Origin of the sequence: Streptomyces sp. CA-106110 (genome assembly GCF_050936285.1) — a bacterium.
GTDB lineage: Bacteria > Actinomycetota > Actinomycetes > Streptomycetales > Streptomycetaceae > Streptomyces.
Map to the genome: position 1 here is coordinate 735,799 of NZ_JBNJNB010000001.1, position 18,621 is coordinate 754,419.

At 69.1% G+C, this 18,621-nt stretch carries 19 protein-coding genes and 4 pseudogenes; 17 read left to right on the plus strand and 6 right to left on the minus strand.

The window, feature by feature from the left end; translation table 11 throughout:
- The first annotated feature begins 29 nt into the window (after positions 1 to 29).
- The gene (locus ACQEXA_RS03600; RefSeq protein ID WP_432937973.1) at positions 30 to 461 is read left to right on the plus strand and encodes a DUF6233 domain-containing protein; all 432 of its coding nucleotides are present in this window, start codon (positions 30 to 32) and stop codon (positions 459 to 461) included.
- 51 nt (positions 462 to 512) lie between these two features.
- Positions 513 to 734, plus strand: coding sequence for a hypothetical protein (locus ACQEXA_RS03605; RefSeq protein WP_433128636.1), 222 nt, complete (start codon positions 513 to 515; stop codon positions 732 to 734).
- A 384-nt stretch (positions 735 to 1,118) separates the two neighbouring features.
- Here the strand turns inward: ACQEXA_RS03605 and ACQEXA_RS03610 are convergent, their stop codons facing one another.
- Positions 1,119 to 2,681 carry an ISKra4 family transposase gene (locus tag ACQEXA_RS03610; protein WP_433128638.1) on the minus strand — a complete coding sequence of 521 codons (1,563 nt, stop codon included), beginning with the start codon at positions 2,679 to 2,681 and terminating at the stop codon, positions 1,119 to 1,121.
- Between ACQEXA_RS03610 and ACQEXA_RS03615 the strand changes: the two genes are divergently transcribed.
- Positions 2,680 to 3,216: a hypothetical protein gene (locus tag ACQEXA_RS03615; RefSeq protein ID WP_432940090.1), complete on the plus strand. Its 537-nt coding sequence runs from the start codon at positions 2,680 to 2,682 to the stop codon at positions 3,214 to 3,216. The genes ACQEXA_RS03610 and ACQEXA_RS03615 overlap by 2 nt on opposite strands.
- Positions 3,217 to 3,285: 69 nt before the next feature.
- Positions 3,286 to 3,824: pseudogene (locus tag ACQEXA_RS03620) on the plus strand (GNAT family N-acetyltransferase).
- Between the two features lie 339 nt (positions 3,825 to 4,163).
- Here ACQEXA_RS03620 and ACQEXA_RS03625 read toward each other — a convergent pair.
- From ACQEXA_RS03625 to ACQEXA_RS03635, 3 genes are all read right to left on the minus strand, one after another.
- The gene (locus tag ACQEXA_RS03625; RefSeq protein ID WP_432937967.1) at positions 4,164 to 4,961 is read right to left on the minus strand and encodes a hypothetical protein; all 798 of its coding nucleotides are present in this window, start codon (positions 4,959 to 4,961) and stop codon (positions 4,164 to 4,166) included.
- Between the two features lie 11 nt (positions 4,962 to 4,972).
- Complete coding sequence (locus ACQEXA_RS03630) at positions 4,973 to 5,479, minus strand: SigE family RNA polymerase sigma factor (RefSeq protein ID WP_433128640.1); 507 nt, start codon at positions 5,477 to 5,479, stop codon at positions 4,973 to 4,975.
- Between the two features lie 124 nt (positions 5,480 to 5,603).
- A complete protein-coding gene (locus ACQEXA_RS03635; protein ID WP_432937962.1) occupies positions 5,604 to 5,789 on the minus strand; it encodes a hypothetical protein in 186 nt (61 codons plus the stop codon).
- A 509-nt stretch (positions 5,790 to 6,298) separates the two neighbouring features.
- Between ACQEXA_RS03635 and ACQEXA_RS03640 the strand changes: the two genes are divergently transcribed.
- Positions 6,299 to 6,778 (plus strand): hypothetical protein, encoded by a 480-nt coding sequence (locus tag ACQEXA_RS03640; RefSeq protein ID WP_432937959.1) that lies wholly within the window; start codon positions 6,299 to 6,301, stop codon positions 6,776 to 6,778.
- Positions 6,779 to 7,058: 280 nt separating this feature from the next.
- Positions 7,059 to 7,745 (plus strand): annotated as a pseudogene (locus ACQEXA_RS03645) (transposase); the annotation flags it as partial.
- 19 nt (positions 7,746 to 7,764) lie between these two features.
- Here ACQEXA_RS03645 and ACQEXA_RS03650 read toward each other — a convergent pair.
- On the minus strand, positions 7,765 to 8,178 hold the full coding sequence (locus ACQEXA_RS03650; RefSeq protein ID WP_433128643.1) for an ester cyclase: 414 nt from the start codon (positions 8,176 to 8,178) through the stop codon (positions 7,765 to 7,767).
- A 192-nt stretch (positions 8,179 to 8,370) separates the two neighbouring features.
- Here ACQEXA_RS03650 and ACQEXA_RS03655 point away from each other — a divergent pair.
- The 11 genes and pseudogenes from ACQEXA_RS03655 to ACQEXA_RS03705 all read left to right on the plus strand — a co-directional run bounded on the left by ACQEXA_RS03655 (position 8,371) and on the right by ACQEXA_RS03705 (position 17,470).
- A pseudogene (locus tag ACQEXA_RS03655) lies at positions 8,371 to 9,809 on the plus strand (IS701 family transposase).
- Positions 9,810 to 9,940: 131 nt separating this feature from the next.
- Entirely contained in the window at positions 9,941 to 10,681 is a 741-nt protein-coding gene (locus ACQEXA_RS03660; RefSeq protein WP_433128646.1) for a hypothetical protein, read from the plus strand.
- A gap of 474 nt (positions 10,682 to 11,155) precedes the next feature.
- Complete coding sequence (locus ACQEXA_RS03665; RefSeq protein ID WP_433128648.1) at positions 11,156 to 12,091, plus strand: ABC transporter ATP-binding protein; 936 nt, start codon at positions 11,156 to 11,158, stop codon at positions 12,089 to 12,091.
- Positions 12,088 to 12,858 (plus strand): hypothetical protein, encoded by a 771-nt coding sequence (locus ACQEXA_RS03670; RefSeq protein ID WP_433128650.1) that lies wholly within the window; start codon positions 12,088 to 12,090, stop codon positions 12,856 to 12,858. The genes ACQEXA_RS03665 and ACQEXA_RS03670 overlap by 4 nt, the downstream gene beginning before the upstream one ends.
- 4 nt (positions 12,859 to 12,862) lie before the next feature.
- Positions 12,863 to 14,002 (plus strand): sensor histidine kinase, encoded by a 1,140-nt coding sequence (locus ACQEXA_RS03675; RefSeq protein WP_433128652.1) that lies wholly within the window; start codon positions 12,863 to 12,865, stop codon positions 14,000 to 14,002.
- Positions 13,999 to 14,634 (plus strand): response regulator, encoded by a 636-nt coding sequence (locus ACQEXA_RS03680; RefSeq protein ID WP_433128654.1) that lies wholly within the window; start codon positions 13,999 to 14,001, stop codon positions 14,632 to 14,634. Before ACQEXA_RS03675 ends, ACQEXA_RS03680 begins: the two co-directional genes overlap by 4 nt.
- A gap of 188 nt (positions 14,635 to 14,822) precedes the next feature.
- Entirely contained in the window at positions 14,823 to 14,957 is a 135-nt protein-coding gene (locus ACQEXA_RS03685; protein WP_433128656.1) for a hypothetical protein, read from the plus strand.
- Positions 14,936 to 15,772: an IS66 family transposase gene (locus ACQEXA_RS03690; protein ID WP_433128658.1), complete on the plus strand. Its 837-nt coding sequence runs from the start codon at positions 14,936 to 14,938 to the stop codon at positions 15,770 to 15,772. The genes ACQEXA_RS03685 and ACQEXA_RS03690 overlap by 22 nt, the downstream gene beginning before the upstream one ends.
- A 68-nt stretch (positions 15,773 to 15,840) precedes the next feature.
- Positions 15,841 to 16,098, plus strand: a pseudogene (locus tag ACQEXA_RS03695) (ISKra4 family transposase); the annotation flags it as partial.
- Positions 16,095 to 16,889, plus strand: a complete 795-nt coding sequence (locus ACQEXA_RS03700) for a hypothetical protein (protein ID WP_433128660.1) — start codon at positions 16,095 to 16,097, stop codon at positions 16,887 to 16,889. The pseudogene ACQEXA_RS03695 and the gene ACQEXA_RS03700, both read left to right, overlap by 4 nt.
- 167 nt (positions 16,890 to 17,056) lie before the next feature.
- On the plus strand, positions 17,057 to 17,470 hold the full coding sequence (locus tag ACQEXA_RS03705; protein ID WP_433128662.1) for a hypothetical protein: 414 nt from the start codon (positions 17,057 to 17,059) through the stop codon (positions 17,468 to 17,470).
- Here the strand turns inward: ACQEXA_RS03705 and ACQEXA_RS03710 are convergent.
- Complete coding sequence (locus ACQEXA_RS03710; protein ID WP_433128664.1) at positions 17,467 to 18,504, minus strand: IS630 family transposase; 1,038 nt, start codon at positions 18,502 to 18,504, stop codon at positions 17,467 to 17,469. The genes ACQEXA_RS03705 and ACQEXA_RS03710 overlap by 4 nt on opposite strands.
- Between the last annotated feature and the right edge of the window lie 117 nt (positions 18,505 to 18,621).

Consider the following 18,621-nt stretch of genomic DNA (forward strand, 5'->3'; position numbering starts at 1 on the left):
CCCCCGACACCGCCAGGCAGAATGACCGCATGAACGAGCTGCCCCCGGATCCCGCGCGCCTGCGCGTCATCCTGGCCTGGCTCGAGGAACAGGTCACCGACAACGAGACCGTCGGCATCTTCCTACGGCTCCAACGCGACACCGTCGCCCAGGCCCTCGCCCAGGCCGCCGAGAGCGAGCAGCCGGCCACGCCCCCGCCGGCGCCGCCAGCGCCGCCGGCGAAGCCGCCGCGCCCCACCTCGCTGCCGACCTTCACCGGCGATCACAGGCCCGCCTTCAAGGTCGTCGAGCAGGGAGGCGAGAACGAACCGGCACGGCTGACCCTGCACATCGGCGCCTGCGACGTCGACGACGGTCCGGCCCACCAGGTCGACGCGCACGATGCCCTCGCGGCGCTGCGCGAGGGCCTGGACGCGTGCTCCGTCTGCCGACCGGACATCGACCTGTCCTTCGACGAGTGACCGCGGTGTACGAGCCTTCCCGAGACGGCACGGCGGCCCCACGATCCGCGCATGAGAAAGCTCGTCAGAGTGCTCATCGCCATCTGGTTCGGGTTCGCGGGCGTGAGCAGCGTCATCGGCGTGTTCCAGCCGGGGGCCAGCATCGGGGCCCGCATCGGCATTGTCGTCCTCGGCCTACTCTTCCTCTGGATCGCTCGCGAAGTCTGGCGCGGCCCCACGACTCCGAAGCCCGATAAGCGTCGTGCGTTCCCAGATCGCCCCTCGGAGCGATAGGCCCGACCTCGAGCTCGGCGACTGACGGCGCTGTCGTGGACGCTTCGGGCGGCGACGAAAATCGGCCAATCGGCGAAACCGCAGGTCAGTGGGTGGCCACACAGATCGGCAATCGGCCCCCGGCCACACAGGCTGCGGGGCCGATCATGCTCCAGGCCGGCCGCAAGTTCGACCGGTGGTGTAGCCACCCCGCATCGTTGAAGGCCTGGCCGCCCTCGCAGCCGCGTACGCTCTGCACCCGCCCTTCAAAGTCGGTCGCAGGCGGGCGAGCCCGGCGAATACTCTCATCCCGTGACGATCAGCGCCGACGACGAACAGCAGTACCTCCAGGCCATCTTGACGCGGCTGGAGAAGGGTGCGGGTCCTTCCAGGGGAGTTCGGTGATCAAGCTGTGAGGCCGTATCCGTCCTGGTAGCGGGCCTGATGGTTCCTCACCAGCTCCTGCCCGATATGGAACTGGAAGTATGCGTCCATGTCCCCGTTGGCCTCGACCGCGCGCAACACCAGCACCGCCTCGGCCTCGGCCAGTCCCCACCGTGCTCCGCACAGATCCATACGGTCGGCGATCAGGTGGCGCGCTGCTCCCTCGATCACTCCCGTCGCGATCGGCCACCCCTGCTCCAGCGCCGCGGGATAGTCCAGGTAGGGCCGTTTCGCCTCCAGGTAGCCGACCGCCTCCCGCACTGGTTTGCCCTGCTGTCCGGTCAGTCCGGCCGCGGCGGCCTGCTGCCGGATGGCGGTCAGTGTCGCCTCCAGGCGACCGGACAAGATACCCAGCAGCTGCACCCCTACCCACCGCTCGGCCTCCTGCTGGCCGCTGGTGAAGAAGCACCACGCGCAGCGCCACAGATATTCGCTCACATGAACGAAGTCGACCACCAGGTGCACCTCCACCTCGCGCCGCTTCGCTTCCGCGGTGACCAGGTCGATCTGGTGGTTGTCGCCGTCCAGCAGCACCACCCAGGTGCGCCGGTGGTGCGGGTCGCGGTCCTGGGCCCGGTCGAACGCCTCGGCCACCACCTGCTTCGCGGACCGCGACAGCGACGCGGTCAACCACTTCCCCCGCGCCCTGGGCCCTGTGCGGCGCCCGCTGCCGCTGCCGCTGCCGCTGCCGCTGCCGGAAGTATCCTCGTCGGCGGTCAGGCGGATGATGTCGTGTGGGCGGCGTACGGCCGGTTCGGCGTCGTAGACCGCCGCCATCTGCGCCATCCGCTTGCGCCCGCGTTTCTCCCCCGACGCCAGCCGGGTGCGATAGACCCCGGCGCCCTTGGCCTGCGCTTTCTTGCGGGTGGCCTCGCGCAGCGAGCCGGGGACCATCACCACGCCCTTGGCGTCGAACGTCAGCACCAGCACGGTGTCGTCGCCGGCCGGCGCGGCGATCCGGTGGTCGTAGAAGGCGGCCACGTCCACCGCCGCGGCCGCCACCAGCCCCCTGGCCTGTCGTTTGGCCACCACCGGCCCGCACGTTGCGGTGACCGTCGTGACCACCTGGTCGAAGGAACCGCGCACCGCCTCCTGCACGCACCGGCGCCGCAGCCCGTGCGAGTGCAGACCTGCCGGCAGGTTCAACGCCGCGTCGAAGGGGTGCAGATCGGGCGCCCTCGACGCCCGGTAGGCGATGCGGGTGATCTCCACCATCCCGAACACCGTGGCCAGTTGGCGTCGGCGCCCCTTCTCCCTGCGGGTGCGGGTGATGGCATCGGTCCCGGTCGGCAGCGGGTGCAAACCGGCGGTGGCCGCGGCTTCCTCACGGATCGCGCGTAAATCCAGGTGGTCTTGCAGCAGCAGCCGCAGCACTTCCCGGCCGCGGTGGTCGATCACCTCCTCCAGCGCGGCATGGTCCAGTCGTTCGGCACCCGGGTCGAACAGGTGCCCGGCAAGATCGGCGAAAGCCATCAGGGAGGAGGCGAAGGCGGTCTCGACGGTGGCGACGTCGTGCGGTTCCATGGCAGCAGGGCTCCTTCTTCCCCGCGCGGATGATGGTGACTTCTCCACGGTAGAGGGGAGAAAGAGCCCGCTACCAGGGGGCGTTGACGGCCGTGAGGCGCGTTCAGGCGCCTGCGTTGACCTGGGCGCGCACCTCGGCGGTGACGGTGAAGCGGCCCTCAGCCGTCTTGCTCGCTCAGCCGCGCTGATCCAGCCGGTTCAACTTCGACGCCGCACCGACCGCAAGACCGGCAGAATCACCGTCAAGACCGTCTATGCCGTCACCAGCCTGACCGCCGAGCAAGCCACCCCCACCCAACTCGCGAAGCTCATCCACGACCACTGGAAGTTGGAGGCCCTGCACCACGTCCGTGACACGACCTTCGCCGAGGACGCCTCCCAGCTGCGAACCGGCAACGCACCTCGCGCCATGGCCACCTGGCGCAACCTGGCCATCGGCGCCCTGAAGATCGCCGGCGTCACCAACATCGCCGCTGGCCTCCGCCGCAACGCCCGCGACCCCCGGCGACCGCTCACACTCCTCGGGCTCTCATGACTGTCACCTGTGTGGGTCAGGTGGGGCAACTTGGTTGGTCGGCCGCTGCCCCTCGTATAGCAATGGTTTGTGATACATGGCGAGAAGATCGGGCTGCGTGCCCGGCACGAGAGCGACGTCCTAATTCTCCAGTCCGAGCTGTACGACGATGTGGCCACACGGTCACGCGCCGACTCTCGCCCGTGGCGGCCCATATCACCACACTCGGATCACTCGCCCTTCGCCGTGACCGGACCATCGGACGAGACAGCATGCTTCTCCGTTGTGGAGCTGGAGACACGGGAGTTGGTCGGCGAGGCCCTACTCTGGGGCATCGATACACACAACCGAGCGGCTCACATCGGGATCGCCCTGCGACCCGCATTCCGCGGCCGTGTGGGCTCTGTGTCGATGTCCTGCACACGCTGTGCGAGTACGGATTCGCCGTACGCGGACTGCAGGGCCTGCAGATCGAGACCCTCACGGACAACACGCCGATGCTCGCGGCGGCAACCAGGGGCGGGTTCACACGGGAGGGAACGTTGCGGCGCTCCGCCTGGGTGTACGGCGCATACGCAGACGAAGCCGTCCTCGGCCTCCTCGCGAACGATTGGACGCCTCGGGGATGAACAGCAAGAGCCCGGTCTCGCGGTAGAGCGATGCAGACAAACAGGGCAAGGTAGAACTTTGACGAAGCCCTGCCGTCCCCCCGCTGACATCGCCGCCATCGAGGCCGAACGCTGCGGGCCCTACCGCAACGCCTGCGGCCTGTGCACCGGCTGCGGACTGCGTGGCCGCGTCCAACACCGCTGCGCTGCACCGTCGCGGCAGTCCTGGCCGGAGACTCATCCCGGCGGGGTCGGCTCGCCGCTGCGTGCGGGCCGTCCTTGTCAGGGCGGCCCGCACACAGCCCGACAGCGCGACGAACCGCATCGCCCGCTGTCAGGCCCGTCGGCAGCGTGCGGGAGTCAGTGCCGCGGCGCGGAATTCGTAGGCGGAGTCGGGGGGATGAGGTCCTTCAAGGGGGCACCGGAGGCGGAGATCACGGCTTCGTCGGTGGCGATCCGCTTGAGTTGGGCGAGGCTCAGCGGCGGTGCGCTGGTGGTGGGGGTCTGGGGCGGGTGGGTCGCGTCGCTGCCAGTCTCGCAGGCGTGCAGTGCGTTGCAGCTTTCCACGGTGACCATCAGCCACTCGCCGCCGTAGGGCCGTTGGTAGCTGATGCTGTTGAACTTGAGGCCCTGTTCGGTACCGGACATGCTCCAGCCGCTGCCCCCGGGGACGGGTAGCTGTGTGCAGGAGATGGGGGCGCCGGTGAGGGCGGCCTTCTTGCGGGCCGGGGCGCACGAGTCAGCGGTCCCGGCGCTGGCGCTGCTGGTCCGGTAGATATACACCGCCAGGTTGGTCTTGGTGCCCTTCGGGCCGATGAGGACGAAGGAGTTCGGTTTGGTGTCGTTGTGCAGGCGCCCCAGTTCCGCGGGGATGTCATGCTGCAACGCCTGGAGGAAGGAGGGATGGTGGATGGCCTGCGCTGATTGCGCCGTATGCGCCGGTGCCGCCGGGTCGTGGGCGAAGGCGTTCGAGATGGTGGCCGCGCCGATGGCCATGCCGGCGACCGTAAGGGCGGATCCGGCGGCTATCCAGGCGCCCCGGGTACGGCGGCGCGTGCGCACCCCTGCCCGGAGACGTTTTTGCTGTTGGCGCTGGAAAGGCGCGTGTTGCTCGGTTTCGCGCATCATCCGCGAGAGCTCCTTTTCGAAGTGGTCCATCGTGGCTTTCCTCACTTCACCGGCTCGGCGGTCTCGGCCATTGCCTGCCGCAGGCGGGCCACACCCCTGGTGACCAGGGAGCGCGCCGTTCCCAGCGGGCAGCCCATCGCTTCAGCGACCTGGCTTTCGGAGAGGTCCTGGTAGTAACGCAGTACCACTGCGGTCCGCTGCCGTGCAGGCAGCAGCGCCAAAGCGGCCTCGAGACGGGCGCGTTCGTCGACTCTCGTCGTCTCGTCGGCCGTGTCGGCGCGTTCGGGCAGTAGATCGGCGGGGCGTTCGGCCCACCAGCGCCGTCGCGCCGAACGCATGGCCGCGCGGGCCAGTACCTTCCGTATGTAGGGCTCGGGGGCCTGTTGTCCCACCCTGGGCCAGGCGAACCACAGCTTGACGAACGCCTCCTGCATCAGATCCTCGGCACGGTACCGGTCGCCGCCGGTGAGCAGCCGCGCGAAATGGAAGACGGCCGACCAGCGGCTGGACACAAAATCGTGGAACTCCACGTCCCTGGACCGCGCCATCGGCAGGGTTCCCCTCTCTCACGCGAATGCACCCCTTGAAAGGACCAGGCCACCGTCCTTCTATGCACATCATCTCTGTGAACTGGATCACGCCGACCGGTGCGGTGCGGGTAGAAGCTGTCGTCTAACCGTTCGCGGCGGCTGAGTTTCCGCTGATGAGGCCTGACGGGGAGGTGTCGGCGAGGCGGACGAGCCGCTCGTAGAGCCCCCGCACCAGGTGCGTGCGGCCGTGGATGCATGCCGCGGTTCCCTCCATCGGTACGCACAGCCGCCGCTTGGCCTCGCCCAGGACGACCTCGGCGAGGGCCATGTAGTCGCTGTTCTACGCCAGTTGGCAGGCGCGGTGCTGGACAGCGGCTGCACCGCGCGGGCGTGGCCAGTCAACTGGAGGGCGATTTGCTCGTAGTCACGGGGCGGGACGTTCGGGGGCTTCCAGGCGAGCACGGCCGTGACCAGTTGCCTCATACCTGGCCGCGGTCGAAGGGCAGGCTGGCCTCGATCAGGGCCGGCCGCGTCCTGACCGCCAGCGATCTCCGCGATCGGGACGCGGACCCTCTGTTCCAAGATCAATGTCAGCGTTGACCGCTGCTCCTCGGCCCCGATCCTCGCCCGCCGCCACCCCTGCACCGTCGATGCCCTGGGCAGCCTGCTTACAGTAGCGAGGAAACCGTCAGGGATCGCTGAGGGTTGCCCAGTCCTTCTCCGCCGTCGGTAGCGCGGCGGCACGGTCGCGGGTGTGCGTACGTCGGCTGACGTATGCCGCTGGTGTCGCCTGCGGGCGGACGCGGTGTACGACCGCCGGGCGGGATCGTCATCGTCATGACGAAACCCACCGATGCAAGGATCTCCCGCTGGTCGACCGCCGCCTGGGCGGCACTGCTTGTGCTGGGCGGCTTCAACGCCCTCGCAGCGCTGCTGGACCTGATGGCCACTGCTGGGACCGGGCTGCCCGCCGACCACTCGGGCACGTTCACTCGTCTCGTCGGCGTCTCCTGGGCGGGCGTGCGGGCGCAACAGCCCGGCACCGCGCACTACATCACCCTCCTGGAACGCGGCTACGTCCTGCACGAACTGCCCTTCGCCCTGCTCTTCCTGGCCATCGTGTCGATACCCTTCCGAGCCCGGCAACGCTGGGCCTGGTGGAGTTGCTGGGCCGTGCTCATCGCCTACGGAGGCTATGCGCTGACCTTCGGCGCCCACGACCCCACGATCATGACGCGCGCAGCGCTCGCGTTGGCGGCACTCGCTGCTCTACTCCTGGCCCACATACCGGCGTTCTTCCGCCGCGCCAGGGTGTGACCGGTGAGTGCCGGACGGCGCTACCGTCGATGCGTGTGCATAGCCGTCCCCGCCCGCTGTCCCGCCCGGTGGCGCTCCGTGGGCTTTGACCTGCTGCTTGCCGTGTGCTGTCTCGCGGTCTCGATCGCCCTGGCGGCTGTCGCCGGCCGCAGCCAGCCCGACGCCCGCCCCGTGGACGCCCTCGCCTATGCGGGCACCGCAGTGTGCTGCGGGCTGGTCGCATTGCGGCGACGGCACGCGCTGGGCGTGCTCGCGGCCTGCGGGGCGGTGCTGGCGCTGTTCGTCCTACGAACGTGTCGCGACTCCTGGATGCTCGGACCGCACCAACCGACGACGAGTCGCCTACTGGGCCCAACTCGGGATAGCCGGGCAGCTGCACGCCCTGGTGCTTGAGGCGTACGACCGGATGATCGGCCTTGAGCTGGGCGAGTTGTCCGTGGACGGCTGCATCACCAAGGCTCCCTGCGGTGGCGAGGCCGCCGGGCGCTCCCCGGTGGACCGGGGCAAGCAGGGCCTGAATCGCTCGGTGGCCACCGAGGCCCGCGGCATCCCGCTGGGCATCGTCTCAGCCGGGGCCAACCGGCACGATTCACCGCTGCTCGTACCCACCTTGGAGGCCGCGAAGGAGCAGGTCGGGTCCCTGCCAGATCAGGTCAATGTCAACTTGGGCCGTGGCTACGACAGCCACAAGACCTGGGCCGCGTTGTCGGAACTCGGCTTCACCGGCGAGATCGCCCGCAAAGGCGTGCCCGCTCCGATCCAGGCCGGCAAGAGATGGGTGGTCGAGCGCAGTCATGCGTGGATGAACGGCTTCGGCAAGCTGCGACGCTGCACCGAGAAACGCAGCCAGGTCGTCGACTTCTACCTCTACCTGTCCGCCGCTATCGTCACGCTCCGTATGCTCATCCGCCGCGCCACCTCGCTCTACCGTTGGGACGGTTGCCCCACCACCAAACGCCTCAAGTAACGCCTATTGCCGGGCACTCTTACTCGGGGCGAGTCAGCTGCTGGTAGATGCCCCAGAGGTCTGGCTGTGCCCACTGGCCAACTACGCGCCCCTCGCGGACCTTCACAATGGTGATCGCGTCCCATTCGACTCGGCGCCCGGTGGCGGAGATACCGAGAAACTCGCCAGTATGCGTTGCTTCGAGGTGTGAGCGGGTTACAACGGCATCCTCGCCCTCGACGCTCTCCACTTCCGTGGTTACCTGGTCGCTCCATGGCTCGACCATGTTCCGGATGTAGTTCTGGAGGGCAACGTCGTAGCCGGTCGTCCAGCCGGTGAGGCCGAGACAGATTTCTGTGTAGCCTTCGAGGTCTACAACGTCGGCCATGCGGTCGAACTCCCGTGCCCGCATTCGGCGCTTCCATTCGCGGACGGTGTCAGCAGCGGTAGGCATGTGTGAGTTCCCTCTGGTGCGGTGTGATGGTTCAGCGCAAGCTATACCTGCTTCGATCACGAGGTCCAGCGGCGCAGGGACGCGGCGGTGGCCCCGGAGCCCTCAGGGCCTTAACGGTGATTTGTTGACCTGGGGCGGAACGTGCGGTAGGCCGGTAGGCGGGGGCGATGTTGTTCGGAGGTGGTCGCGATGGTGACCGCGAGGCGTCCGTGCCCGCCGGCGCCGGGGCCGCTGGAGGGCTACGCGGCCCGGTTCGACGACCTGTTCTCGTCGCTGGCGCAGCGGCGCGGGTTTAGGGAGTACCTGACCGGGCTGCTGGCCCCGCGGGACCGGAACAAGACGCTGACCTGCCTGGCCGGGGCGGAGCCGGTCGTGGGGGCCCAGCACCCGGCGGTGCAGCGGCTGCAGTTCTTCCTGTCCGAGTCGACCTGGGACCCTGAGCGGGTCAACGCCCGGCGGCTGGAGCTGCTGCTGCAGGGCGAGGCGACCGCCCCGCACGCCGGCGGGGTGCTGGTCATCGACGACTCCGGGGACCGCAAGGACGGCACCGCCACCGCGCACGTGGGCCGGCAGTGGCTGGGCCGGTACGGCAAGACCGACAACGCCGTGGTCACGGTGACCACGCTGTGGGCCGACGAGCGCCTCTACTACCCGCTGCACGCCGTGCCCTACACCCCGGCCCACCACTTCCCGCGGGGGAAGAGCGACCCGGCCTTCCGTACCAAGTGGAAGATTGCCGCCCAACTTGCCTGTCAGGCCAGGTTCTTGGGGATCGCGTTCCGGGCGGCGGTGGCCGACGGCGCCTACGGGGACCTGGACGACTTCCGGTGCGAGCTGCACGCCGCCAAGGTGCCGTTCGTGATGGCCGTCAAGCGCCGCCGCGGGGTGTGGGCCTACGGCGACCAGGCCCGCACCCCGGTGGACGCCGCCCGCGAACTGGCCTGGCACGGCCCCGAGGAGCCCGGCGCCTGGACGCCGGTGGTGCGCACCTTCCGCGACGGGCACACCGCCACCTGGTGGGCCGCCGACGCCACCTTGGGCTTTTGGGGTCCGGACGGCCTGACGCGGCTGGTGGTGGCCACCGCCGATCCGTCCACCCTGCCGGAGAAGGCCACCTGGTACCTGGCCACCGACCTGCCCCGCCCCGGCTCGCCCCGCGCGGCCGAGTCCCCCTATCCGCCCGCGGACCTGGCCGAGGTCGTGCGGATCTACGGGATTCGAAACTGGATCGAGCAGGGCTACAAGCAGGTCAAGGACGAGCTGGGGTGGGCCGACTTCCAGGTGCGCTCCAATGTCGCGATCCGCCGCCACCAGACCCTGGTCAATTGCGCGTTCGCCTTCTGCTGGGAAGCAGGACGCACCAGTGCGGGACCTGAGAGTACGTCAACACTGGTGCCGGAAGCCGACGCTGGAGAGAGGGGCCCGGCACTGCCGGCCCCGCCCCCACCGCCGTGCTGGCCGAAGGCGATTCGCGCCGTCCGCGGCTGGCTGACCCCGTCGATCGTGCTGCAACGCTGGTGGCGGGCCTGGTCCAACGCGCCCCCTCCACCCGAACTCCAAGCCCTGATCGACGCGGTCACCACCGGACAGACCCTGAACCTCTACCCCCCGAACTAACAAACCACCGTTAAGAACGTGCAGTGCTCACTGCGGTTGGTGCCGACGACTGCGCTCGGGCTACCGTCGTCCCGTCGCAGCCAGGGTTCTTGACACGGAGGTGCCATGCCGATCCACTGTCACTGGCTATCGACAGGGGGGTCTGATGAGCTCAGATGCGGACGCGCCGAAGCGGAGTTCGGCCCTGCCCTCACAGGTCCCGCCCCAAGCATCCAACTGGCCCGACGACTGGGGCCGAGGAGCTCGCCGTTGGGGTGCCTGGGCGGGTATCGCGGGCCCCGTCCTGTTGATCATCTATTTCGCCGTGCCGGCACTGACCAGTTGGCCCTACGCGGGCGCGTCACCCCATCAGCTGATCACCTACGCGAACAGCCACACCTTGTTGTTCTACGCCGGTGGGTGGCTTCAAGTCACCGGCGCGACGCTCAGCATCCTGTTCTTCCTGACTCTCCTGGACCACAGCGGTACCGTGCGGCAGTTGGCCGGTCTCGTCACTCTCGTGGGCTGCGCGGTACTGCTCGCGGTCGTCCTCATCGAAGCGGCCCTCCTGGAAGCGGTACCCGCTGCCGCTCACGCGAAGGACGCGGCCACCGTGGCCACTACTTTCGCCCTGAGCAACGGAGTCTTCGCACGCATCTTCCCTCTGGCGCCCGCACCGTTGGTCTTCATCGGCATCGGGTACGCCCTGCGCCCCTGCGTGCTGCGCAAGCGGTATGCCGACTCCGCCAAAGTCGTTGCGGCGCTCTTCGTCGTCGCGGGCATCGCGGCCGTGTTCGGCACCCCCGGGCTCATCTTCGCCATCGTCATGTCGGTCGTGCAGGCCATTTGGATTCTTACCGCCGCGATCGCCCTCAACGTCGCCACACACCGCGTTCCGCAGACATGAGGGCAACGCGTCGGTGAGCATGATCAGCGGGCTGCCCGGGCCGTATAAGATCTGCGCCCGCTATCCGTCCGAAAGATCTCCCCGCCCCGTCATGCTCCGGACAATGCTCCAGGTCACCGGTGCACCCGGTCGGGATGATCGGCCGCGTTGCCGTACGCGTGCGCGAGGCAATCACACGATGGAGCAGCCGAGTTGAACTGGACGGGCTCATACAACAACGACACCAGGGCCTCCCGGCATTGCTCGGTTCGATGCGTATCCCCGGGCTACCGAGAGGCCCTGCCTTCATGCGCGTGCGCCGGAAGATCACCCCGGCGGGAAACCTGTTCGACCCGCACGTTCCGTGATCGGTTGAGATAGGGCTTCTCAGTCATCCGAAAGATGGAGCGAGACGCGGATTGAGCCCGAGGACGACATCGGGCTTCGCTCTCACGCCTGATGGCCGTTGACCAGGTCGTCAGTAGCTTCCTGTCCATGGAAAAGACGCGTGGAATCACGGTGTTGGAGACAGCCGGACTGACGAAACGGTTCGGCGATCGCGATGCGGTCGCCGGGCTGGACCTGCAGGTGCCGGCCGGGTGTGCGTTCGGGCTGCTGGGCCCCAACGGGGCCGGAAAGACGACGTTGATCCGGATGGTGCTCGGGCTGACGCAGCCGACGTCTGGGACGGTCCGGCTGCTGGGCCTGCCGATGCCGGCCGGGCGGGGAAGGGCCCTGGCGGGTGTCGGGGCCATCGTGGAAGAGCCTCGGTTCCACCTTCACCTGACCGGCCGGGAGAACCTCCTGGTCGCAGCCGCTGTCCGGGACCCGTCGGCGTCTGGCCGGGTGGAGGGGACCCTCCAACGGGTCGGGCTCACCGACCGGGCCGACGACCGGGTCGGCGACTACTCCCTGGGGATGCGGCAGCGGCTCGGCATCGCCCGCTGCCTGCTGAGTGACCCGGCGTTGCTCATCCTCGACGAGCCGATGAACGGCCTGGACCCGTCAGGCATCCTCCAGATGCGCCACCTGATCGGGTCACTGGTCGATGAGGGCCGCACGGTCGTGGTCAGTTCGCACCTGCTCGACGAGGTGGAGAAGACCTGCGACCTAGTAGCCATCATGGACCGCGGTCGGCTGCTGGCCGCGGGTCCGGTGACCCAGATCGCCCACGAGGGAAAGCAGGTTCTCGTCGGCTGCGACGACCAGGAAAGGGCGGTGACAGTGCTTCGGCAGCACGCCGTGGCGGCCCAGACGGTGCCCGGGACGGACGGCCTGCTCCGGGTCACCCCGGCCCCGGGAGTCACCGTTGCAGAGGTGAACCGGTGCATGGTCGAGGCGGGAATCGCCGTGGAACGGCTGGAGCCGGTGCGGGCGACTCTCGAAGAGCGTTTCCTTGAAATCACGTCACGTCTGGAGGCGGCGAAATGACCACCTGTATCAGGATGATCCGCGCGGACCTGCTCAAGTTGTACCGGCGTCGGGGGCTGATGGCCTGGTCGGGCGTCTTGTTCGTTGGAGCGCAGCTACTGTTCTACGGGTTCGGGGCGGTTCGGCACATCACCGACCCCGCGCACTTCGGGCCAGCCGGTGGAACGCGCGGGCTTGTCAACGCCATCATGCTCGTGAGCTATCTGGGAGGGGTCGCGGCAGTGATGATCGGTACAGCGGCCGGCGGTGGAGACGCGGCCGCCGGGGTATTGCGGGATCTGGTCTCCTCGGGCCGGTCGAGGCTGGCACTGTTCGCGGTGCGCTTGCCAGCGGCGCTGCTGGTGGTCCTGGCATTCACCGTTCCCGCGGTCGCCGTGGCGGCGGTCGGCGCGGTGCTACTGGCCGGCCCGGGAGCTGCTCCGACAGCGGGCGCGCTGGCCTCGAGCGGACTCGCGGTCACCCTGTCGATCGCGGTCACTGCTGTGATGGCGGTCGGACTCTCCTCGCTGCTCGATTCTCGGAGCATCGCGGTCGGACTCATGCTGGGCTGGAACCTGGCCCTGTCCCGAGTGCTGGAGCACGCCACGAGCCTCGGACAGGCGCGGGAACTCCTCCCAAACGCCGCGGCTGAGCGGCTCGTCCCCATCTCGGTGGGCGGTGCCTACACCGTGCCCATGTCGGTGGCGACCGCCGCTGCCGTCCTGGCCGGCTGGGTCGCGGTGGCGTCCGTCGCGGGCGCGTGGCGCACCGCCCACCGGGACGCCTGATCCGGTGGCAACCATACGGTGGCGACGTGCCGGCGACCTCGCGGTCGCCGGCACGCTCGCCGTACTCGCCGTCGTCGGCGCACTTGTGGGCGTGCGCACCGGGGGCGACCCGGCACGCGCGTGGGGCGCGTGTGCCGCCGAGCTTGGCAGCGTGGCCGCGCTCGCCTTCCGCAGACGCTACCCGCTGCCCGTCCTCGCCGTCACAGCGGCGTGCGCCCTGGCCGCAGCGACCATCGCGGACCGAAGCATCATCGGGCCACTGCTCCCCGCGATTGCCCTCTACACGCTGGCGACCATCTCCACCTGGCGAGTCACCGCCATCGCGGCCCTCGCTGTCGTGACCGCCTACGGCGCGGCCACGGCGGCCACCCACCATCTCGCCGGATTCCTCGCGGCGGTCATGACCTGCACGATGGCAGCGGCGATCGGCCTGTACATCGGTGAGCACCGCCGACTGCTCGAACGTGCCGCCGTCGAACAGCGCCTGGGAGCCGCGCAGGCCGTCCTTGCCGAACGGGTGTGGATCGCCCGGGAACTGCACGACGCGATCGGGCACCATGTGAGCCTGCTCGTCGTCCAAGCCGGCGCCGTGCGGACCAGCCTGACCGATGATCACCCCGCCCGGCCGCTACTCACCGCCATGATCGACGGCGGGCGGGAGGCCATGGCGGAGATGCGACGGCTGGTCGACGTCCTGCGTCCGGTCGGTGACGAGAGCGGACCCGTACCCGCCGACGCGGAAGGCTTCGGACCCGCTCCGGGGATCGCCGATCTGTCGGCCCTGGCCAACCGGCTGCGAACAAGCGGGCTTCCCGTCGAGGTGCACATCGACGTGCCCGAACCGCCCGGGCGTACGGCCTCGATCACCGCATACCGGATCGTTCAAGAGGCCCTCACCAACGTGATCAAGCATGCCGGGCACGTCGCCACGCGCGTCGAGGTCACCCGCACCGGCGACATGCTCGACCTACGGGTGACCAACGCTCGACCGACTGCCGTGGCGGCTGATCTCGGCTCGGGCGGCCACGGCTTGGACGGCATCCGCCGCCGCGCGGCCCTTTTCGGCGGCGAGGTCTTCTCCGGCCCGGTGCCCGGCGGCGGCTACGCCCTGCGCGCCACCCTCCGACTCCGGGAGTGCCCATGAACAACATCCGCGTCCTGATCGCAGACGACCAGCCCCTGATGCGGCACGGATTCGCCATGATCTTGTCCGCCCAGCCGGACATCGAGGTCGTCGGCGAGGCCGGCACCGGCACCGCGGCCGTGGAAAAAGCACGACAGCTCACCCCCGACGTGATCATGATGGACATCCAGATGCCTGCCATGGACGGCATCACCGCGACCCGACAGCTACGCGACTGCAAGGTGCTCATCCTCACCACCTTCGGAAGCCAGGACCACGTGGCCCACGCATTGCGCGCCGGCGCCAGTGGCTTCCTCCTGAAGGACTCCACTCCGGAGCAGCTCGTGCATGCCGTCCGAGTCGTCGCCTCAGGCGATGCGCTGCTCGACCCAGCCATCACCCGCGGGCTCATCAAGCGAGCGCTGCCGTCCCTCACCGAGCCCGCCGTTCCACCCCGTTTCGACGTCCTCAGCCAACGGGAGACGCAGGTGCTGCGACTGCTGGCCCAAGGCATGAGTAACGCAGAGATCGCCGACACCCTGGTGGTGACCGAAGCCACGGTGAAGACCCACGTATCCCGGCTGCTCACCAAACTCGGCCTGCGCGACCGCGTCCAGGCAGTCGTCGCCGCGTATCAGCACGGCCTGGTCTGAGCCCGCAGACCCGTCGGCTCGACTCGGAGCGATCCTTCCGGGTGCCGATGACTGACGCACAAGCCAGGAGGCGCGACGCTGATCACCGGCTAATTAGCGGCGATCACACCTAAAGACGAAGTGACTGGATAGCTGGTCGCTCACAGTGGACTTGATCTTGGCGTCCGGTTCGGTGATCATCGGGTCTCATGTCCCAGACCGCGGTGTTGCCTAGCTATGAGGAACTCGCGGTGCTGGTGACGGGATTGCGGAGCGAGTTGGCGGTGGCCAGTGAGCGGATCGTGGCATTGGAGGCCGAGTCATGGGCCTGCGGGCCCGGCTGAGCCAAAACTCCGCGAACTCCTCGAAGCCCCCGTCTTCGGATGGCCTGGCCAAGCCGGCGCCGAAGTCGCTGCGGGGGAAGTCGGGGCGTGGTCCGGGCCGTCCGAAGGGGCAGCCGGGTATCACACTGCGCCAGGTCGAGGCCCCGGACGAGACGTTCACTCACCGGCCCGACTCCTGTGGTGGTTGCGGTGCCGACCTCACGTATGCGCCTGAGGTGGGGACGGAGCGGCGGCAGGTCTTCGAACTGCTTGAGGAAATACGGCTGGAGGTGACCGAGCACCGGCTGGTGTCGGTGCGATGTGCCTGCGGGAAGAAGGTGAGGGCGGCCGCGCCGGACGGGGTGGGTGCTCCGGTGCAGTATGGGCCGCGGCTGGCGGCTGCCGGGGTGTATCTGATGCACGGGCAGTTGCTGTCGAAGGACCGTACCGCCCGGGCGCTGGCCGATCTGTTCGGCGCCCGTGTCGCGGTGGCCACCGTGGCGGGCTGGGTGCGGCGCTGCGCGCAGATTCTGGACACGTTCGGCCGGGTGGTCGCCGAGAAGGTGGCAGCCGCGCCGTTGGCGTTCTTCGACGAGACGGGTTTTCGTACCGCCGGCCGGCTGCACTGGTTGCACTCCGCCTCCACCGGCGTGTTCGTGCACTTGAGCGTGCACCGAAGGCGTGGGGCCGAGGCGATTGACGCCGCCGGGATCCTACCCGCCTTCCGCGGGGTGGCCATGCATGACGCCTGGGCCCCCGACCGCCACGGCCAGAACGCGCTCGACGTTCTCGACCGAGCCATGCGCGGCAGACCCTGGATGCCCGCCACCACCTGAACCCCACCGGTCCGCCGACCGGAGACCACACACGCCTCCGAACAGAGGGGGGCAGCTATCCAGTCACCCTGGACTATCCCGCGGCGCTGGAGCAGGGGTGGCCGATCGCGACCGGAGTGATCGAGGGAGCAGCGCGCCACCTGATCGCCGACCGTATGGATCTGTGCGGAGCACGGTGGGGACTGGCCGAGGCCGAGGCGGTGCTGGTGTTGCGCGCGGTCGAGGCCAACGGGGACATGGACGCATACTTCCAGTTCCATATCGGGCAGGAGCTGGTGAGGAACCATCAGGCCCGCTACCAGGACGGATACGGCCTCACAGCTTGATCACCGAACTCCCCTGGAAGGACCCGCACCCGCTGGAGAAGACGAAGCCCTACGAGGCGCTCACCGCCGCGCCCTCGTCGGCCTGGGACGTGCAGCCGCGGAGTCCCCTGGCTGGTGACGACGCCAAGACCAACCCGTATCAGGTCTCCCATCTGGCCCAGCAGGCAATCACCGTCGCTGCCGATCACTTGCACTGCCTCCGCCGCAGCCTGATCGGCGACCAGCAGGGCGACGAGATCACCGTCACGCTGCACACCTATGCGCAAGCGACGCTGCTGCGCGCCGCGTTCGAAAACGGTGCCCGCGCGGTCTGGCTACTCGCGCCAGGCAAGCGTCTGACGCGCATCAAGCGCAGGCTGGCCCTGCAGGCGGACAACGACAAGCACATGGGCCGCATGCACGACCTCCTGGGCCTGACGCCCAATCGCCCCAAGAACGAGCGCGACAAGCAGATCAGGGACCTGGCCATCGCTGCCGGGATCCTGGCGAGTGACGTGAAGAGGGAGCTGGTCTTCAACTACAAGACCATGGTCAAGACCGCGGGCGAGCACCTCGCCGGCATGGGCGCGGACCAGGCCGAGGCCGCGTGGAGCGCGTGCAGCGCGCTCGCGCACGGCGACATCCACAGCATGGGCTTCTTGGAGCGGGAGATAGTCGGCCAGGTGGGCAACATTGCGCTCACCCGATTCTCCACCGACTACAGGACCATGGTGTGGGTCACCACGCTCACCGCGTCGATGGTCGAGCACGCGGTCCAGCTGTACAAGGAACGTGCCACCGCGCCCGCGTGACGGCGTGCCGAAGGCGCCGCCAGAGAACCTCCTCTCTGTAGGCACCGTCGCTTCGGCCGTCGAGAGCAACCGTCGTCGGTACCGACGGCGAACTCGCCCGGTTTGTGCGTCCCTGAGGGGGCGAATAGCCTAGTCGCAGGGGGTTGGTTCGATCAGAGGAGCCGCCCATGAGTAAGAACAGAAGCCGCGCCTGGCGCGCGACGGGAGTCGTCACCGCACTCGCCACGGCCGCCGCGATCGCCTCCGTAGCCCCGGCTCAGGCTCAGTCCACCGCTCAACTGTCCGCGTATGTCAGCGACGGCTGGGGCGGCGGAACCATCACCAGCCAGCCCGCCGGGATCAACTGCCACCAGTCGGCGTGGGACCCGTACTCAACCGGCGACCCGCAGCCGTACCCGACCGGCACCTGCACCTGCACCGCAAGCTTCCCGGTCGGGACGACGGTCCACTTCACCGCCACAGCTGACGCGGGTTCTTACGTCAACATCCCCCCCGACCCGAATCCCGTGACCATACGGACCGGCTACAACTACACGGGGGTTGTGTTCTGTCCGAACGACGGCCTCTGCTCCGCAGGCTAAGCGGATGACCTGAAGTTCTGCGCGTAATCCCTCGGCAGCCAGGGTGAGGACCAGGGTGCGGCGGTGGTCAGCATCTGGGTGGGTGAGCGTTGTCGGAAGAAGGCGTGGACCTGGCGCAGGCGGCTCGGCCAGGTGACGGCGGTGTTGGCGAGGAACGCCTTCAGCGCGGCCCAGATGCGCTCGACCGGGTTGTCGTGCGGGCTGTAGCGGGCGCCGAACAGCAGGCGCAGGCGGGGCTGGTCGGCCAGGTAGGCGGTCACCGCCTTCGCGTGGTGGATGCTGTCGTTGTCGCAGAGCACCGCGACGGCCGGGGTGTCGGGGTAGGCGGCCAGCAGCAGTTGGAGGAAGGCGACGAAGGTGGCGGCACTGCGGCGGCGGTCGAGGGTGTAGACCCAGGCGCCGGTGGCCACCTCCAGGGCACCGAAGACGGTGGTCTGCCGGTTCTTTCCCGGGGTGGCCACTTGCTGCCGCGTCCCGCGCGGGATCCAGCTCGCCCGGATGTGCGGCAGCAGGTGCAGGTGGGTCTCGTCCTCGGCCAGGACCACCGACCCACGGGGCAGGGCCCGCAGTTGCCGGCGCAGGGCGGCCAGGACGCGCCGCCGGTTCGGGTCGCCCTTGGCCGTCAGGCGGGGCCGCCGCCAGGCCGCCTGCTCGCGCGTGCGCCGGTAAACGGTGCGCGGGCTGATCTTCGGCCGGCCCAGGCGGTGGTGGATCCGGCGGACGGTCCACGGCCCGGGGCGGGTCAGCAGGCGGCGGATGCGCTCGCTCAACCTCGGCCCGCCGAGCCGGGGGCGTCCTGGGCGGGGGCGGTCGGCCAGGCCCGGGGCGCCGTCGGCGTGGTAGCGGTGGATCCAGCGGCGCACCGTGGCCGGGTGGTAGCCGAGCAGCTCGCCGATCTCTCCTGCGGTCAGGCCGGCGGCGGACAGCAGCACCATCACGACGCGGGCGGCCTCCCGCCAGCGGTGGTGCAGCAGGTGGTACAGGTGCTGGTCCGCCACGCCGGGAGGGTTGGCGAACACGGATGCCGGACGCATACTGGCCTTGACCTCGCCGGTTTTGTCATAGTTTGTTCAACCTCGATACAACACCCGGCGAGGTCCCCGTGTCATCGAGGCCATCGCGCCCGGCCGACGCCGCCGCCCCGGATTCCG

Bases quoted from the DNA above. Each gene is read 5' to 3' on its own strand.
- ACQEXA_RS03710 (WP_433128664.1), bottom strand. From the start codon at position 18,504: ATGCGTCCGGCATCCGTGTTCGCCAACCCTCCCGGCGTGGCGGACCAG.
- ACQEXA_RS03625 (WP_432937967.1), bottom strand. From the start codon at position 4,961: ATGGACCACTTCGAAAAGGAGCTCTCGCGGATGATGCGCGAAACCGAG.
- ACQEXA_RS03605 (WP_433128636.1), top strand. From the start codon at position 513: ATGAGAAAGCTCGTCAGAGTGCTCATCGCCATCTGGTTCGGGTTCGCG.
- ACQEXA_RS03640 (WP_432937959.1), top strand. From the start codon at position 6,299: ATGACGAAACCCACCGATGCAAGGATCTCCCGCTGGTCGACCGCCGCC.
- ACQEXA_RS03630 (WP_433128640.1), bottom strand. From the start codon at position 5,479: ATGGCGCGGTCCAGGGACGTGGAGTTCCACGATTTTGTGTCCAGCCGC.
- ACQEXA_RS03660 (WP_433128646.1), top strand. From the start codon at position 9,941: ATGAGCTCAGATGCGGACGCGCCGAAGCGGAGTTCGGCCCTGCCCTCA.
- ACQEXA_RS03685 (WP_433128656.1), top strand. From the start codon at position 14,823: ATGTCCCAGACCGCGGTGTTGCCTAGCTATGAGGAACTCGCGGTGCTG.
- ACQEXA_RS03615 (WP_432940090.1), top strand. From the start codon at position 2,680: ATGGCAGCAGGGCTCCTTCTTCCCCGCGCGGATGATGGTGACTTCTCC.
- ACQEXA_RS03635 (WP_432937962.1), bottom strand. From the start codon at position 5,789: ATGGCCCTCGCCGAGGTCGTCCTGGGCGAGGCCAAGCGGCGGCTGTGC.
- ACQEXA_RS03610 (WP_433128638.1), bottom strand. From the start codon at position 2,681: ATGGAACCGCACGACGTCGCCACCGTCGAGACCGCCTTCGCCTCCTCC.
- ACQEXA_RS03705 (WP_433128662.1), top strand. From the start codon at position 17,057: ATGAGTAAGAACAGAAGCCGCGCCTGGCGCGCGACGGGAGTCGTCACC.
- ACQEXA_RS03680 (WP_433128654.1), top strand. From the start codon at position 13,999: ATGAACAACATCCGCGTCCTGATCGCAGACGACCAGCCCCTGATGCGG.
- ACQEXA_RS03600 (WP_432937973.1), top strand. From the start codon at position 30: ATGAACGAGCTGCCCCCGGATCCCGCGCGCCTGCGCGTCATCCTGGCC.
- ACQEXA_RS03665 (WP_433128648.1), top strand. From the start codon at position 11,156: ATGGAAAAGACGCGTGGAATCACGGTGTTGGAGACAGCCGGACTGACG.
- ACQEXA_RS03690 (WP_433128658.1), top strand. From the start codon at position 14,936: ATGGGCCTGCGGGCCCGGCTGAGCCAAAACTCCGCGAACTCCTCGAAG.
- ACQEXA_RS03670 (WP_433128650.1), top strand. From the start codon at position 12,088: ATGACCACCTGTATCAGGATGATCCGCGCGGACCTGCTCAAGTTGTAC.
- ACQEXA_RS03650 (WP_433128643.1), bottom strand. From the start codon at position 8,178: ATGCCTACCGCTGCTGACACCGTCCGCGAATGGAAGCGCCGAATGCGG.